We start from the raw sequence: 15,723 nt of genomic DNA, 5'->3' as shown, positions 1-15,723 counted from the left end.
TTGAATTAACAAAATAAAATGAATAAAAATAATACTTACGCAGGAATTCCAGCAGAATATGGAAACCTTTCAACATCAAAAATTGTAATCATTCCAGTTCCTTATGATGGAACAAGTACTTGGCAAAAAGGAGCAGATAAAGGTCCCAAAGCATTTTTAGATGCTTCTGAAAACATGGAACTATATGATATTGAAACAGACTCAGAAGTATATAAAGAGGGTGTATTTCTTGCTGAACCAATTACTGAAAAATCATCACCAGAAGCAGTTGTAGATGCTGTTCATCAACAAACTAAAAAATATATTAATAGAAATAAATTTGTTACCATTCTTGGAGGTGAACACTCAATTTCTATAGGAACAATTAGAGCATTTAACGAATGTTTTAGTGATTTAACAGTTTTACATATTGATGCTCATGCAGATTTACGTAAAGAATACGAAGGTTCTTCTTGCAACCACGCTTGTGCAGTTTACGAAGCTAATCAAACAACAAACTTGGTACAAGTGGGTATTAGAAGTATGGATATTTCTGAAAAAAGAACAATGAACGAAGAAAAAGTATTTTTCGCTCATGATATGGCTGTGAATGAAGATTGGATGGATGATGTTATAGATCAATTAAGTACAAACGTATTTATTACATTTGATTTAGATGCATTAGACCCTTCAATTATGCCATCTACAGGAACTCCAGAACCAGGAGGTTTGTTTTACTATGAAACGTTAGAGTTTTTAAAAGCTGTATTTGAGCAAAAGAACGTAGTTGGTTTTGATATGGTTGAATTATGTCCGAATGAAAATGAAAAATCATCAGACTTTTTAGCAGCAAAACTTTTTTATAAAATGTTAAGCTATAAATTTACTTCTAATGACGATACATATGATATTGGTGAAAATACAATAGAAAACAACCCTTTCAGCAAATTATCAAAATTTAAAAATGATGAAGATGAATACTAAACAAAAACCAATTTCAGAATTTATTGAAAAATATTTTCTTCACTTTAATGCAGCTTCTTTAGTTGACGCAGCAAAAGGATATGAAGATCAATTAAACCAAGGTTCTAAAATGTTAGTTTCATTAGCAGGAGCAATGAGTACAGCAGAACTTGGTAAAATATTTGCAGAAATGATTCGTCAAGATAAAGTGCATATAATTTCATGTACAGGAGCCAATTTAGAAGAAGATGTTATGAATTTGGTAGCACATTCTCACTACAAACGTGTTCCTAATTATAGAGATTTAACAGCGCAAGACGAATGGGATTTGTTGGAAAAAGGACTAAATAGAGTTACTGACACTTGTATTCCAGAAGAAGAAGCTTTTAGAAGAATTCAAGAACATATTGTAAAAATATGGCACGAAGCAGAAGCAAATGGAGAGCGTTATTTACCACATGAATATATGTACAAATTGCTATTATCTGGAGTTTTAGAGCAATATTATGAAATAGACATTAAAAACTCTTGGATGTACGCAGCTGCAGAAAAAAACTTGCCAATGGTAGTTCCTGGATGGGAAGATTCTACAATGGGAAATATTTTTGCATCATACGTTTTGAAAAGTGAATTAAAAGCAAATACTGTTAAATCTGGAATTGAATACATGACGTTTTTAGCAGATTGGTATACAGATAATTCTTCTAATGGAATTGGTTTTTTTCAAATAGGAGGAGGGATTGCAGGAGACTTTCCAATTTGTGTAGTACCAATGTTATATCAAGATATGGAAAGAACAGATACACCTTTTTGGAGCTACTTCTGTCAGATTTCTGATTCAACAACAAGTTATGGTTCTTATTCAGGAGCTGTTCCTAACGAAAAAATTACTTGGGGTAAGTTAGATATTAATACTCCAAAATTTATTGTAGAAAGTGATGCAACTATAGTTGCGCCACTTATTTTTGCTTACCTTTTAGAAATGTAATTATTATGAAAAGAGTTATCGTAGAATACGCAAAATTAACCAGAGACATTTTAGATATGTTAATTGATAAATATCCTGATGGTTATGATTATAATGACGTTATTTCCTTTAAAAATGCCAAAGGAGAAACTGTAAAAGCTATTGAGGTAAAAACAGATGATACTATTTATTTAGTTAAAATAAGTGATCGTTTAGAAAATGCCATGGAAGAATATTCTGAGGACGAAGAATTTTTTGATGATAATGATGACTTTGATGTAAATGATATTGAAGAAGATGAAGATTAAAAATATCAATTAATAAAAAAAAGCTCCGTAAATACGGAGCTTTTTTTATGACGAATTTTAATGTTATTTTTTTCTCAATTCAAAAATGTCTTTTCGTCGATCGTTTAAGTTTCTTACACTTCCAAATTTGTTTAAATCTTTTAGCATATCTAAATCTACATCTGCAATTAAAATCATTTCTGTATTTGTAGTTGCTTCAGCTTTAATTCCGTTTGCAGGAAAAGAAAAATCACATGGTGTAAACACCATAGATTGTGCATACTGAATATCCATATTATTTACCTTTGGTAAATTACCAACACTACCAGCAATAGCAACATAACATTCGTTTTCTATAGCTCTTGCTTGTGCACAATGTCTTACCCTAGAGTAACCATTTTGTGTATCTGTTAAAAAAGGAATAAATAAAATATCCATTCCTTCATCAGCCAATAACCTACTTAATTCAGGAAACTCAGAATCGTAACAAATTAAAACACCAATTTTACCACAATCTGTATCAAATGTTTTAAGTTCGTTACCACCTTGCATTCCCCAAACTTTGGCTTCATCTGGTGTAACATGAAGTTTTTCATAGCGTTCTTTGGTACCATCTCTTTTACAAATATATCCAACATTGTATAGCAACTCGTCTTTTACTTCTGGCATACTACCAGTAATAATATTTATATTGTAACTAATGGCTAATTCCGAGAATTTCTGAACAATTTTCGGAGTATATTTTGCTAATTCTCTAATGGCTTTAGATTCTGGTAAATGATTATAATCAGCCATTAATGGCGCGTTAAAAAATTCTGGAAATAAGGCAAAATCTGCTCTGTAAGCAGAAACAGAATCAACAAAAAACTCTGCATGTTCCATTAATTCTGTCAAATCTTTGTACAAACGCATTTGCCATTGAATTAAACCTAAACGAACAACGGTTTTATTGGTAGCTGCTTTTTTAGATTTTTTTTCATAGTAAATATTGTCCCACTCTAATAAAACAGCAAATTCTCCAGATTTTTCATCACCTTCTAAATAACCTTTTAAAATTTTTGATGGATGAAAATCATTTGATATTTGAAAGTTTAAAACAGGATCATGAATTTCTTTACGTTTTACTTTTTCGATATATTCTTTTGGTGATAAGTTTTTAGAGTATTTGTGGTAATTTGGAATTCTACCTCCAAACGCAATACCTCTTAAATTTTGTTTTTCAGCTAATTCTTTTCTGTAATCGTACAATCTTCTTCCTAATCGTAAACCTCTATATTCTGCTTTTATAAAAACATCTATACCGTATAAAACATCACCATCATTATCATGTGTACTAAAAGTGAAGTTTCCAGTAATATCTTCATAAGTGTGATGTTCATCAAACTTATCATAATCTAATTTTATGGAAAGTGCACAACCTGCTAATTCATTATTAATTTTTATAACAACTTGTCCTTCAGGAAATTTTTCTATAAGAGATTTAATTTGATTTTCTCTCCAATAAGAATCTGGCATACTTGCATACACCTCAATCATTGCTTCTTTTAACTGATTGTAATCATCTAAAGTTAAGTAATGAAGCTCAATATTTTCTATATTTTCTATCATTTTAAAATTGTATGGCTTTTTAAATAAATGCCTTTTTATATAACAAAATTAGATAAAAAAACAATTGCTTTTTAAAAATAAAAAATTATTTTAATGTGCTGATTTTAAGTATTTAAATTCAAAAGTATTACTTTTTATAATGCTTAAATTAAATTTAAAATTATATGAATGATTTTAATTCACTAAAGTTGTGAATCACACAATTTGCTTCTTTTAGAGTTTGTCCTTCAGAAAGTTTATTTGCATAACCAAAAACAAAAATATTGGCATCGTTTGCAGCTTTAATTCCATTATCAGAATCTTCTATAACAATGCAGTTTTCTTTCGGAGTTTTTCCTAAAACAGCAGCTTTGTTAAAAATTTCTGGATTTGGTTTGGATTCTTTTAAATCTGCTCCAGAAATTTTAGCAGTAAAATAAGAGTTTAAATGAAATCGGTTAAAAACCCTATCAATATTAATCATTGCAGATGAAGATGCTAAAATTAAAGTAATTCCTTTTTGATATAAATATTTTATAATTTCTTCAACACCATTTACCAAATGTAAATTAGGGTCGTTTTCAAAAAAGTTCACATAGCGTTTTCTTTTATCTAAAACCAATTCTTCCGGATTTTCATCAATATTAAAATGTGCAACCAATCTTTGAAAAGCATTAATGGTAGACGAACCAGTAAAAGATTTATACAATTCGTCAGAAACCGTTAAGCCTAAAGACTCAAAAGTTTCATAATATGCTTTTTTATGAATTTCTTCAGAGTCTATTATTACGCCATCCATATCAAAAATAACGCACTCTATCTTTTGGGGAAGTTTCATTAATCTAAAAATTTAGCTTTTAGTTCTGGAGTAGGAATCATACAACTTTCTTTTTGTCCAAACCATTTGTATCTGTTTTTTGCGATGTAATCATAAACAACATTTCGAAATGTTTCTGGAAAAACCCATAAGAGTTTAGTAAGTTTCCAAAAACCGGTAAAATCATTCATAATTTTTAAGGCTGCTGTAGATTTTACGTCGTAAGAAACTCCAGGTTCGTATAAAATTATAGAATCTACTTTGGTGGTATCAATATTTAAATAATTGATAATTTCTTTTCCAGATTTAGATTGAATAGCGGCGAATAAAAAAGTGTTTTTTTTATCATATTTAATTGCTTTTGTAACTGAGTTATTACATAAATTACAAACACCATCAAACAAAATTACCTTCTTATTTTTAGGAATATCAACCATTTAAAAACTTTTTGTTTTAAAAAATCAAAGATACTTTAACTTTTTTTAATTTTCTTGTAACATATTTAATTTTGATACGTCTTATTGTTGTATTTGAATCCTTTTTAGCTTTTAACATAAAATTAATAAGTGTAAACGTAAGCATTCAATACTTTTATATCAAAAAACAACCAACTGATGATTAAAATAGAAAATCTGCATAAATCTTATCCAATTGGAAAAGAATCACTTCACGTTTTAAAAGGAATAGATTTACATATAAAAGAAGGCGAATTTGTATCAATAATGGGATCTTCTGGTTCTGGAAAATCTACATTATTAAATATTGTTGGTTTATTAGATGTACATGATGAAGGTAATTATTTTCTAAACGGACAGTTGATAAAAGATATGAATGAGAAAAAAGCTGCGTTATTACGTAATAAATTTCTAGGCTTTATTTTTCAATCATTTAACCTTATTTCTTACAAAACAGCTGTAGAAAATGTTGCTTTACCACTTTATTACAAAGGAATTAGCAGAAAAGAGCGTTTAGAAATTGCTTTAGATTATTTAGATAAAGTAGGTTTAAAAGATTGGGCAGAACATTTACCAAATGAACTTTCTGGAGGACAAAAACAACGTGTTGCCATTGCAAGAGCTTTGGTTACAAAACCAAAAGTAGTTTTAGCAGATGAGCCAACAGGAGCATTAGATTCTACCACAACAGACTCTGTAATGGATTTGTTAAAAGATATTAATGATGAAGGAATGACGGTTTTTGTAATTACACACGAAGAAGAAGTTGCAGAACAAACGAAAAGAATTGTTCGTTTAAAGGATGGTAGAATTATTAGTGACGAATTAACTAAAGCCTCAAAAGCAGTTTAATATGTTTGATTTAGATCGCTGGAGAGAAATTTTTCAAAGTATCAATAAAAACCGGTTACGTTCTGTAATGTCTGGCTTTACTGTTGCTTTTGCAATCTTACTTTTTACATTATTATTTGGAGTCGCTAACGGACTTGGTAATTTTTTTAAAGGAGCTTTTGCAGATGATGCACAAAACTCCATGTTTGTGAGAGTTTGGAAAACCTCGAAACCATACAAAGGTCTTCAAACAGGAAGAAGAGTTCAGTTAAGAAACGACGATTATAATTTTGTAGCAGATGAATATGAAGATAAAATTCAATATCAATCTGCAAGAATTTACAAAAATTTTAGCATAAAATACAAAAGTGAAGCCAATACCTATAATATTAGAGCTGTAAATCCAGATCATCAATTTTTAGAGAAAACAATTATAGACGATGGACGATATTTAAACGAAAGAGATCTTAAAGAGAAATCGAAAGTTTTAGTAATTGGTCGATTGATAAAAAAAGATTTGTTTGGAGAAAAAGTTGCTTTAGGAAAAAGAGTAAATGTAAATGGAAGTTCTTTTTTAGTTATTGGTGTTTTTTCTGACGAAGGAGGAGATAATGAGGAAAGAATTGCATACATGCCTGTAACCACAGCACAAAGTATGTATGGAAATAACGATTATATAAGTCAGATAAATTTAGGTTACAATCCTAATTTAAGTACAGATGCAGCAATTGCTTTTGGAAAAAAAATGGAGCGAGAATTGCGAAAAAGAATGGATATTCATCCAGATGACCAAAGTGCACTTTCCGTAAGAAATATGGCAGAAGCTAATAAATTTATTAGTACTGTAATGCTTGCATTAACTTTAATTATTGGCTTTATAGGTTCTGGAACTTTAATTGCAGGAATAATCGGTATTTCTAATATTATGATTTTTGTAATAAAAGAAAGAACCAAAGAGTTCGGAATTAGAAAGGCATTAGGAGCAAAACCATCTTCTATAGTTGGTATGGTTGTGCAAGAATCTGTTTTAATTACCACACTTGCAGGTTATGCAGGCTTAACCTTAGGAACCTATATTTTAAGTTTAATAGGAAATAGTTTAGAAGAAGATTACTTTATTAAAGACCCAAGTGTAGGTTCTGGAATTGTAATTGGTGCAACTGTTATTTTAATTATATCAGGATTAATCGCTGGTTATCTACCAGCAAAAAAAGCTGCAAATATCAAACCTATTGAAGCATTAAGAGCAGATTAAATATGAGATTTTTATTCGATTCAGATACTTGGCAAGAAATTTACGGAAGCATTCGTAAAAATAAAGTAAGAACAGCAATTACAATCATTGGTGTTTTATGGGGTATCTTTTTGTTGGTTGTTTTATTAGGTGCTGCAAGAGGTTTAGAAAACAGTTTTAATAAACTTTTTGGAAATTTTGCAACCAATAGTGTTTTTGTTTGGACACAATCTACAGACACACCTTTTAAAGGTTTTCAAGAAGGTAGAAGGTTTAGTTTAACGATGAATGATATTGATGTTCTAAAATCAGAATATTCAGATGAAATAAAATTATTAGCACCAAGAAATCAAACAAACAATTTAATTGTAAAGGATTTTAAATCTGGTGATTTTAGAGTAAGTGGAGACTATCCTGTTTTAGATCAAATTCAGAAAAAACAATTAATATATGGTCGTTTTATAAACGGTAACGATATTTTAAATAAAGCAAAAGTAGCTGTAATATCAGAAGATATGTACAAGCAATTATTTGATTTAAATGAAATGCCAATTGGACAATACATTAAAATAAATGCCATTGGTTATCAAGTTATTGGAGTGTATAAGCCTTCTAACACCATAGATTTTGATGGAGATTGTGCTTACATCCCATTCACGACTTTTAAAAAGGTTTACAATACCGCCAATAAAGTCGATTGGATGATGATTACAGCAAATGAAGGTACCAATATCGAACAAATGGAAAAAGACGTGCTTTTAACTTTAAAAGGACTTCATAAAGTGCATCCAGATGACGAAAGAGCTTTTGGTAGCGCAAATTTAGGAAAAGAGATAGGAAAAGTAACTGGATTTTTAGTTGGAATGCAATTTTTAACTTGGTTTGTTGGAATTGCTACTTTGATAGCGGGAGTTTTTGCAATTGGAAATATTCTTTTAATTACCGTTAAAGAACGTACCAAAGAAATAGGAATTCGAAGAGCTTTAGGAGCAACTCCAAAAAGTATAAGACAACAAATTATATTAGAATCTGTATTTCTAACAACCATTGCAGGAATGTTAGGTATTATTTTTGGAAGCACTATATTATTTATAATAGACAGTGCATTTGGCCAAGGAGAAGATGCAACATTAATAAACCCAACAGTTAACATTCCAATAATTTTAATAGCATTTGCCACTTTAATTGTGCTAGGAACTTTAATAGGTTTAATACCTGCACACATGGCAACAGTAGTAAAACCAATAGAAGCATTAAGAGAAGAATAAAATCAATTAACAACAAATCATGAGTAAGAGATCAAAAATTATTTTAGGTATTATAGCAGTATTGTTTATTGCAGCACTTATTTGGTTCGGAAAAAAGAACAAGAAAAGTATTGTAGAATATGAAACTGAAACTCCATTTAGAACTACAATTGTTAAGAAAACTGTAGCTACAGGAAAAGTAACACCATTAGAAGAAATTGAAATAAAGCCACAAATAACAGGTATTATCGATAAGATTATGTTGTTAGAAGGCTCTAAAGTTAAAAAAGGAGATTTAATTGCAACTGTAAGAGTTGTACCTAATGAGCAATCTTTAATTAGCGCAAGAGGTAGAGTAGACAATGCAAAACTAAGATTAAATAATGCCGAAATTTCTTACGAAAGAACTAAAAACCTTTTTGATAAAGGTGTAGTTGCAAGATCTGAATTCGAAGGTGTAGAATTAACATACAATCAAGCGAAGCAAGATTTAAAAAATGCACAAAACGATTACCAAATTATCAAAAGAGGTTCTGCTGGTTCAGGAGGTTCTGCAAATACAAACATCATGGCACAAATGTCTGGTACAATTTTAGAGATTCCTGTAAAAGAAGGAGATCAAGTAATTCAATCAAACAACTTTAATGCAGGTACAACCATTGCATCAATTGCAGATATGAATAAAATGATTTTTGAAGGAAAAGTAGACGAATCTGAAGTTGGTAAATTGATAAAAGGATCTGATATTGAAGTTTCAATTGGCGCAATTGAAGACAAGAAATTTCCAGCAAAATTAAATTTTATTGCACCTAAAGGAACTGAAGAAGGTGGTGCTGTACAGTTTAAAATTAAAGCAGATGTTTCTTTAGACGATGACTTTTTTATTAGAGCTGGTTATAGTGCAAATGCAGATATTGTTTTAGAGAAAAAAGACAGTGTTTTATCTATTAAAGAAGCTTTATTAAGGTTTGATAAAAAAACAGAAGAACCATATGTAGAAGTAAAACAAGCAGATGACACCTATAAAAAAGTAACTGTTAAATTAGGTACTTCAGATGGAGTAAATGTTGAAGTTTTAGAAGGAGTTACAGAAGAAGATCAAATAAAAGTTTGGAACAAAGCATCAAAAAAAGATGATAAAAAAGCCTCCAACTAATTCCTAAAAAAATATATCATATTTATAAAAGAGGAACTTCATTTGAAGTTCCTCTTTTTTTATTGAATTTAAATATAATCTTCTTAAACCTTTTTATTTGCTACACTTGTAACATAGCAAACTAAATATAAACACTTATTTCGTTTATCAGTTTTCATTTTTTTAGCTTCCAACTTCCAATTTTTTATCACCACCAAACCAAAAAGAACTTCTCTATTTCTCCATTCTCTTTTTTAAGCCAACACAAAGGAGAAAATTTTCTTTCTAAATACTCAGTAGATTTTTCTTTAAAATCATCAAAATTGAGCCAATTTACATTCGTGTGAGGAATTAGCAACCAATCTTTTTTATTGGGAATATAAAACTTGCAATATTTAAATTGATGTAATTCTTTGGTATTGATATAAAACCCAATAACACAATTATTATTTAATTCTTTTAAATGGATATTTTTATCTAAAAAAGGGAGAAATAATTGTGCTTTAAAACATACTTGTTGTTCAATTTCACTGGATTTTAAATTGATCGTTTTTAAAAAAGACAAACATTCCTTGGAGTAGAGCAGTGGTAGTTGTTTTTCTTTAAGCTTTTTCAGTTTCTCAATTAACGAATCTTTTCTGTTCGGACCAATAAAATGTTCAATTTCTAAAGTCCCAATCGAAGCATCATATAAATAGAATTTATAAATAACTTCTAAATGAATAGGTTTGCCGTTATTTAATAAAATACAATCCAATTCTCCTAGAGTTCTTTTTTCTTGCTGAATTTGGATGTTTTCTGCGAGAATTTCTAAATTATTTTCTTGTGAGATTTGGAAAGAAACAAAACGCTCAATATATTTTCCAAGCCGTAGTTTATCGTTAATTTCAATATTTATTTTTACTGATGTATTTTCAATATAAAATTGGCGTAATCCATAAACAGCAGTATCCGTCCACAAACTACTTGTTTGTAGAAAACCATCATATCTATTCTGAATTTTTGTTGTTTTTTGGTGCATTTCAAATTCGAAGTTACAAATCTATTTTGTAATTTAGACACCTAAAAACTTTATAAAATGCAAATAGAAAAATCTACGCTCCAATATCTAGAAAACTTAAAAAAGAATAACGATAGAGATTGGTTTGCAGATCATAAAGAAACCTATTTAAAAGCTCAGCAAAATGCTAAGGATGTATTTGCAGAAATTCTTTTAAACCTTCAAAAACACGACGAAATAGAGAAATCTAAAATGATGCGTATTTATAGAGATGTTCGTTTTTCTAAAGATAAAACTCCTTACAAGCCTCATTTTGCAAACTCCTATTCAAGATTAGGAAAAGAATTAAGAGGTGGTTATTTTTTAAGAATTAGACCTGGAGAATCATTTTTAGCGGGCGGATTTTGGGAGCCCAACAAAGAAGATTTATTTAGAATACGTAAAGAAATAGAGTTAGATGCTTCCGAAATTAAAGATATTTTAGAAGAGAAGAATTACAAAAAATATTTTGGTGGCAAATTCGAAAGTTTTAGTGAATTAAAAACAGCTCCAAGAGGATTTGATAAGGAACATCCAGATGTAGATTTGTTGCGTAAAAAAGGATTTATTGCTACAAGAAATTTTACGGATAAAGAAGTTTTGTCTCCTAATTTTGTGCAAGAAGTAGACAAAAGTTACAGAGCTTTACGTCCGTTTTTTAATTTATTTAGCGATATTTTAACCACAAATTTAAACGGAGAACGAATTATATAAAATTTGAGTACAAAATTTATTAGAACGATTGTTTCAGTTTTAAACAACTTATTCTATCACAGAAATCACATCATAAATTACATTTTGTAACTTATATTCATTTTCTGGAAAGCTTTTCATTATTTGCAAACCTTGATAAGAAGTCAACAGATAATTTGCATATTGTTTACTAGACTTACTGTTATTTATGGAACCTAAATTTTGTCCTCTTTTTACAATATCTTCAAATAAATCTACTAAATATACTTGTTGATTATTTACCAACCTACTAATTAGAGGTTCTTTGTTCTTAATTTCAGAAATATAATTTGGAATTAAATATCCATTAACACTTTCATTGATAGATAGTTCTAAGATTTCTCTAATGGTTTTTAATGGGTTAGTAGAAACCATTATTATTTTTTGAATGTCTCTTCTGTACTTAGTTTCGCAAGAATCAAAACATTCTATAAACAATTCTAATTTACTTCCAAACGTATTATATATACTAGATTTGTTTAAATTACTTACTTCAACAATGTCTTGCATAGAAGTTGCACAATATCCTTTTGAATAAAAAAGAGCGGTTACTTTATTCAAAATTTTTGCTTTACTAAAAGAAGTATTTTTTGACATAGGTTTGAAATAATCATTTCAATATTAATAATAAAGCTAATTTACTAAATTAGTCATAAAATAAACATAAAAAACATAAAGAATACTATTTTATGAAAAGGATATTAACAAAAAGGAGAAAGCCTATTGGAGATTTTTATCAACCTCTCTTTTTAAAACAATAACTGTTATAATTGTAGATAAAGTATCAGCAATTGGAAAAGACCACCAAACTCCATTTACTCCATAATACATAGGCAAAAAATAAGCTAATGGAATTAAGAAAATCCCTTGTTTTAAAAGAGTTAAAAATAATGCTGGAACTGATTTTCCTGCTGCCTGAAAATAAGCAGATCCAATTAACTGCATAGTTACAATTGGTGTAACTAAAAATACAACGAGCATTGCATTTGGAGTTTTTTCTAACAATGTTGCATCGTTTGTAAATACCCAGATAATTTGTTCTTTAAAAATTACAATTCCAATAAAAATGATAGTTCCTATAATTGAACCAAAATAAATAGACTTTTTAATGGTTTCTTTAACTCTGTCGTTTTTTGCTGCACCAATATTAAAACCAGCAACTGGTAAAAACCCTTGCGAAACTCCTAAAACTGGAGATAATGCGAACATCATTACTCTGTTTATAATTCCGAAAACGGCTATTGAAATTTCGCCTCCGTACGTAAAAAGCGAATAATTTAAAACAATCATTAAAACACTAATGGCTCCTTGTCTTACCACAGAAACTCCACCCAATTCAACAATTTCTCGAACAATTTTAAAATCTAATTTAAAATTTTTAGGAATTATTTTTAATTCACTTTTAGAAGATAAAAAGAAATACAGAATATATAAACCACAACTGGCATAGGCAATTGAAGTTGCTAAACCAGCACCCCACATTCCCCAATCAAAAACTTTTATAAATACAATATCTAGTAAAATGTTTAAAACTGCAGGAATCATCATTGCATACATTGCAAACTTTGGTTTTCCTTCTGCTCTAATGGTTGGATTTCCCATCATCGCAAACGCTAAAAATGGTACACCCCAAATAATTACACCAAAATATTCTGATGCAATTGGTAAAATATCTCCTTTTGCACCAAATAAATTCAAAATTGGAACACTAAAAACGTTACCAAGAGTTACAAAAAGAATGGCAAGAATAACCGTTAAACATATTTGATTTCCAAATGTTAAAAATGCTTTTTCACTATTTTCAGCGCCTAAAGCTCTAGATATGATGGAGCTTCCTCCAATTCCAATTCCCATTCCAATTGAAGAAATTAAAAAAGCTATTGGCAATACTACAGTAATTGCAGCAATAGCCAGAACACCAATCCATTGTCCAACAAAAATGGTATCAATAATCATATTTAGTGACATTACAAGAATTCCAATAGTTGCAGGAACAGCTTGTTTTATCAATAATTTACTAATTTTTTCAGTACCTAATTCGTTTGCTAGTTTTGCCATAAGATGTTGCAAATATCAATATAAATACCAAGTATTTTTAAAATCTAGTATCAATATTTGTTATAGATATATTAAAAATTCTAAGTTTGTAAAAAATTGAATTATGGAGTCCGTTTTTGAATACAAATTAAAAGTAACCTCAGAAGATTTAGATGATTTAAATCACGTTAATAATGTGGTGTATGTAAAATGGATGGATATAGTTGCTTTTGAACATTGGTCTTTTCTAACTAAAGAAAATCCATTAAAACAATATATTTGGGTGGTTTTAAAACATGAAATAGAGTATTTAAAACAGGCTGTTTTAGGTGATGAAATTACAGTAAAAACCTGGGTAGGAGAGACCAGAGGTTTTAAATCGGAACGTTTTATGGAATTTTATAAAAAAAACGAATTATTAGTAAAAGCAAAAACAGTTTGGGGAATGTTAGATGAAAAAACCTATAAACCAGCAAGAATTAGAAAAGATGTTTTAGAGGTGTTATATCCTTCTTAAAAATAAATTCAACATATTAGCAAATTTGTAAGATTTGGTACCTTCTTCATTAGAAAAGATTTTTAAATTAAAAATAGACTTAAGCACAACTTTTTGAAATATTCACTTCAATAAAAGTATCTTTGCAAAATATACTAGAAAGATTTATCATGGCTACATTTTCAGAGTTAGGAATTAAAAAAGAATACCTTCAAGGTTTAAAAGAATTAGGAATTAAAGTTCCTTCAGAAATTCAAGAAAAAGCAATTCCTGTTTTATTAAATTCAAAAACCGATTTTGTAGGTTTAGCGCAAACAGGAACTGGTAAAACTGCTGCTTTTGGTTTGCCAATTTTACATGCTATTGATGCAAGTAAAGATGAAATTCAGGCGTTAATTTTATCTCCTACAAGAGAATTGGTGCAACAAATAAAAAAGCAACTTTTTAAATATACGAAATACTGTAATGATAAAATTTTCTTAGAAGCTGTTTTTGGTGGTGAAAAAATTGATATTCAAATTGGGAAACTAAAGAGAAAAACTCATGTTGTAATTGCAACACCTGGAAGATTAGTTGATTTAATTGAACGTGGAGAAATTGACATTAGTAATATAAAAACCTTAGTTTTAGATGAAGCTGATGAAATGCTTTCTATGGGTTTTAAACAAGACTTAAATAGAATTTTAAAATTTACTACAGGAAAAAGAAATACATGGTTATTTTCTGCAACAATGCCAGATGAAATTCAGCGAATTATAAAAACGTATATGGATTCTAACGCACCAAGAGTTGAAATTAATAGAAACTCTTTAGTGAATGAAAATATAAGTCATCAATATGTTAGAACTTCAATTAAGCAAAAAACAAACGATATTATTTCTTATATCGAAAAAAGAGGAACAGAAAGAGGTATTATTTTTTGTAGAACAAAGCTAGGTGTTCAAAGTTTATACAAACAATTAAAAGACGAAGGTTTTTCAGTAGGAGCTTTAGAAGGCGATATGCAACAAAGAGATCGTGAAAAAGCGATGAGAGCTTTTAAAAATGAAAGTATTCAATATTTAATATCTACAGATGTTTCTGCAAGAGGAATTGATGTAAGAGGTTTGGAGTTTATCATCCACCATCAATTACCAGAACAATTAGAATATTATACGCATAGAAGTGGAAGAACTGCTAGAGCTGGAAAAACAGGAAACTCAATTGCTTTTATTTTACCAAGTGAATTAGAACGTATTCATGAAATTCAAAAAGATTTGAATATAAAATTTACAGAACATAAACTTTAAATGAGTGTAATTTACGTATTAGATATTTTAGGAACCTTTGCATTTGCTATTAGTGGTGCTTTAGTTGCCTTAGATAAAAAATTAGATATTTTTGGAGTAATTATTATTGCTTTTGTAACGGCTGTTGGTGGTGGTATGTTGCGTGATATTTTAATAAATGCTCATCCTATCAACTGGATTGGAGATTTAAATTATTTATACACCATTTTTACTGCTGTATTATTTACTTTTTTGTTCAAAAGCAAAATTGCACACTTAAGTAAAACAATGTTTTTGTTTGATACGATTGGGTTAGGAGTATTTACATTGTTAGGCTTAGAAAAAGGACTTTCTTACAATCTTCATCCAATAATTGCCTTAATTATGGGAATGACTTCAGCCGTTTTTGGAGGTGTTTTAAGAGATGTTTTAACCAATAAAGTACCATTAATTTTCGAGAAAGAAATTTATGCTTCTGCATGTTTAGCGGGTGGTATTATTTATTTGTTAATCTATCAGTTTACGGCAATTCCAGAAAACATAAATTTTATAGTATCTTCATCTGTAGTTATAATTATTAGAGCTGTTGCTGTAAAGTTTAATTTAGAATTACCTAAAATTCAAGATGATTTATTTACCAAAAGTTAAC

The 15,723-nt window shown here is 29.2% G+C and carries 17 protein-coding genes; 11 read left to right on the top strand and 6 right to left on the bottom strand.

Translation table 11 applies throughout. From position 1 onward, the window contains the following. Window positions 1–18: 18 nt before the first annotated feature. The 3 genes from speB to FDT66_RS04680 are packed head-to-tail and all read left to right on the top strand — an operon-like array spanning window position 19 to window position 2,217. Window positions 19–963, top strand: coding sequence for an agmatinase (gene speB / locus FDT66_RS04690; RefSeq protein WP_138535000.1), 945 nt, complete (start codon window positions 19–21; stop codon window positions 961–963). Next, a complete protein-coding gene (locus tag FDT66_RS04685; protein ID WP_138534999.1) occupies window positions 953–1,930 on the top strand; it encodes a deoxyhypusine synthase family protein in 978 nt (325 codons plus the stop codon). Before speB ends, FDT66_RS04685 begins: the two co-directional genes overlap by 11 nt. Before the next feature lie 5 nt (window positions 1,931–1,935). Then, window positions 1,936–2,217 (top strand): hypothetical protein, encoded by a 282-nt coding sequence (locus tag FDT66_RS04680; protein WP_138534998.1) that lies wholly within the window; start codon window positions 1,936–1,938, stop codon window positions 2,215–2,217. Window positions 2,218–2,280: 63 nt separating this feature from the next. Here FDT66_RS04680 and FDT66_RS04675 read toward each other — a convergent pair whose 3' ends face one another. The 3 genes from FDT66_RS04675 to FDT66_RS04665 all read right to left on the bottom strand — a co-directional run bounded on the left by FDT66_RS04675 (window position 2,281) and on the right by FDT66_RS04665 (window position 5,037). Beyond that, complete coding sequence (locus FDT66_RS04675) at window positions 2,281–3,804, bottom strand: bifunctional GNAT family N-acetyltransferase/carbon-nitrogen hydrolase family protein (protein ID WP_138534997.1); 1,524 nt, start codon at window positions 3,802–3,804, stop codon at window positions 2,281–2,283. A gap of 160 nt (window positions 3,805–3,964) precedes the next feature. Continuing rightward, window positions 3,965–4,621, bottom strand: coding sequence for an HAD family hydrolase (locus FDT66_RS04670; RefSeq protein WP_138534996.1), 657 nt, complete (start codon window positions 4,619–4,621; stop codon window positions 3,965–3,967). Further along, the gene (locus tag FDT66_RS04665; RefSeq protein WP_138534995.1) at window positions 4,621–5,037 is read right to left on the bottom strand and encodes a thiol-disulfide oxidoreductase DCC family protein; all 417 of its coding nucleotides are present in this window, start codon (window positions 5,035–5,037) and stop codon (window positions 4,621–4,623) included. The genes FDT66_RS04670 and FDT66_RS04665 overlap by 1 nt, the downstream gene beginning before the upstream one ends. A 177-nt stretch (window positions 5,038–5,214) precedes the next feature. On the opposite strand from FDT66_RS04665, the gene FDT66_RS04660 reads away from it, so the two are divergent. Genes FDT66_RS04660 through FDT66_RS04645 form a run of 4 tightly spaced genes read left to right on the top strand, consistent with a single transcriptional unit; the run spans window position 5,215 to window position 9,523 of the window. Further along, window positions 5,215–5,907: an ABC transporter ATP-binding protein gene (locus tag FDT66_RS04660; protein WP_138534994.1), complete on the top strand. Its 693-nt coding sequence runs from the start codon at window positions 5,215–5,217 to the stop codon at window positions 5,905–5,907. A gap of 1 nt (window position 5,908) precedes the next feature. Further along, a complete protein-coding gene (locus FDT66_RS04655) occupies window positions 5,909–7,141 on the top strand; it encodes an ABC transporter permease (protein WP_138534993.1) in 1,233 nt (410 codons plus the stop codon). 2 nt (window positions 7,142–7,143) lie between these two features. Next, window positions 7,144–8,388, top strand: coding sequence for an ABC transporter permease (locus tag FDT66_RS04650; protein WP_138534992.1), 1,245 nt, complete (start codon window positions 7,144–7,146; stop codon window positions 8,386–8,388). Between the two features lie 19 nt (window positions 8,389–8,407). Beyond that, window positions 8,408–9,523: an efflux RND transporter periplasmic adaptor subunit gene (locus FDT66_RS04645; protein WP_138534991.1), complete on the top strand. Its 1,116-nt coding sequence runs from the start codon at window positions 8,408–8,410 to the stop codon at window positions 9,521–9,523. 187 nt (window positions 9,524–9,710) lie between these two features. Here FDT66_RS04645 and FDT66_RS04640 read toward each other — a convergent pair whose 3' ends face one another. Further along, window positions 9,711–10,523, bottom strand: a complete 813-nt coding sequence (locus FDT66_RS04640; protein WP_138534990.1) for a DUF1853 family protein — start codon at window positions 10,521–10,523, stop codon at window positions 9,711–9,713. Between the two features lie 57 nt (window positions 10,524–10,580). Between FDT66_RS04640 and FDT66_RS04635 the strand changes: the two genes are divergently transcribed. Next, window positions 10,581–11,255 (top strand): DUF2461 domain-containing protein, encoded by a 675-nt coding sequence (locus FDT66_RS04635; protein ID WP_138534989.1) that lies wholly within the window; start codon window positions 10,581–10,583, stop codon window positions 11,253–11,255. 48 nt (window positions 11,256–11,303) lie between these two features. Here the strand turns inward: FDT66_RS04635 and FDT66_RS04630 are convergent, their stop codons facing one another. Next, window positions 11,304–11,834, bottom strand: coding sequence for a TetR/AcrR family transcriptional regulator (locus tag FDT66_RS04630; RefSeq protein WP_171032313.1), 531 nt, complete (start codon window positions 11,832–11,834; stop codon window positions 11,304–11,306). A gap of 159 nt (window positions 11,835–11,993) precedes the next feature. Next, window positions 11,994–13,331 carry an MATE family efflux transporter gene (locus FDT66_RS04625; protein ID WP_138534987.1) on the bottom strand — a complete coding sequence of 446 codons (1,338 nt, stop codon included), beginning with the start codon at window positions 13,329–13,331 and terminating at the stop codon, window positions 11,994–11,996. Window positions 13,332–13,434: 103 nt separating this feature from the next. Here FDT66_RS04625 and FDT66_RS04620 point away from each other — a divergent pair, with 103 nt between their 5' ends. The 3 genes from FDT66_RS04620 to FDT66_RS04610 all read left to right on the top strand — a co-directional run bounded on the left by FDT66_RS04620 (window position 13,435) and on the right by FDT66_RS04610 (window position 15,722). Then, window positions 13,435–13,827: an acyl-CoA thioesterase gene (locus FDT66_RS04620; RefSeq protein WP_138534986.1), complete on the top strand. Its 393-nt coding sequence runs from the start codon at window positions 13,435–13,437 to the stop codon at window positions 13,825–13,827. Window positions 13,828–13,976: 149 nt separating this feature from the next. Continuing rightward, a complete protein-coding gene (locus FDT66_RS04615) occupies window positions 13,977–15,095 on the top strand; it encodes a DEAD/DEAH box helicase (protein WP_138534985.1) in 1,119 nt (372 codons plus the stop codon). Further along, window positions 15,096–15,722, top strand: coding sequence for a trimeric intracellular cation channel family protein (locus FDT66_RS04610; RefSeq protein WP_138534984.1), 627 nt, complete (start codon window positions 15,096–15,098; stop codon window positions 15,720–15,722). Window position 15,723 lies beyond the last annotated feature (1 nt).

Source organism: Polaribacter aestuariivivens (genome assembly GCF_005885675.1).
GTDB classification, from domain to species: Bacteria; Bacteroidota; Bacteroidia; order Flavobacteriales; family Flavobacteriaceae; genus Polaribacter; species Polaribacter aestuariivivens.
The sequence above is the reverse complement of the archived record's forward strand: the minus strand, read 5'-3'. Positions and strand labels throughout refer to the sequence as shown.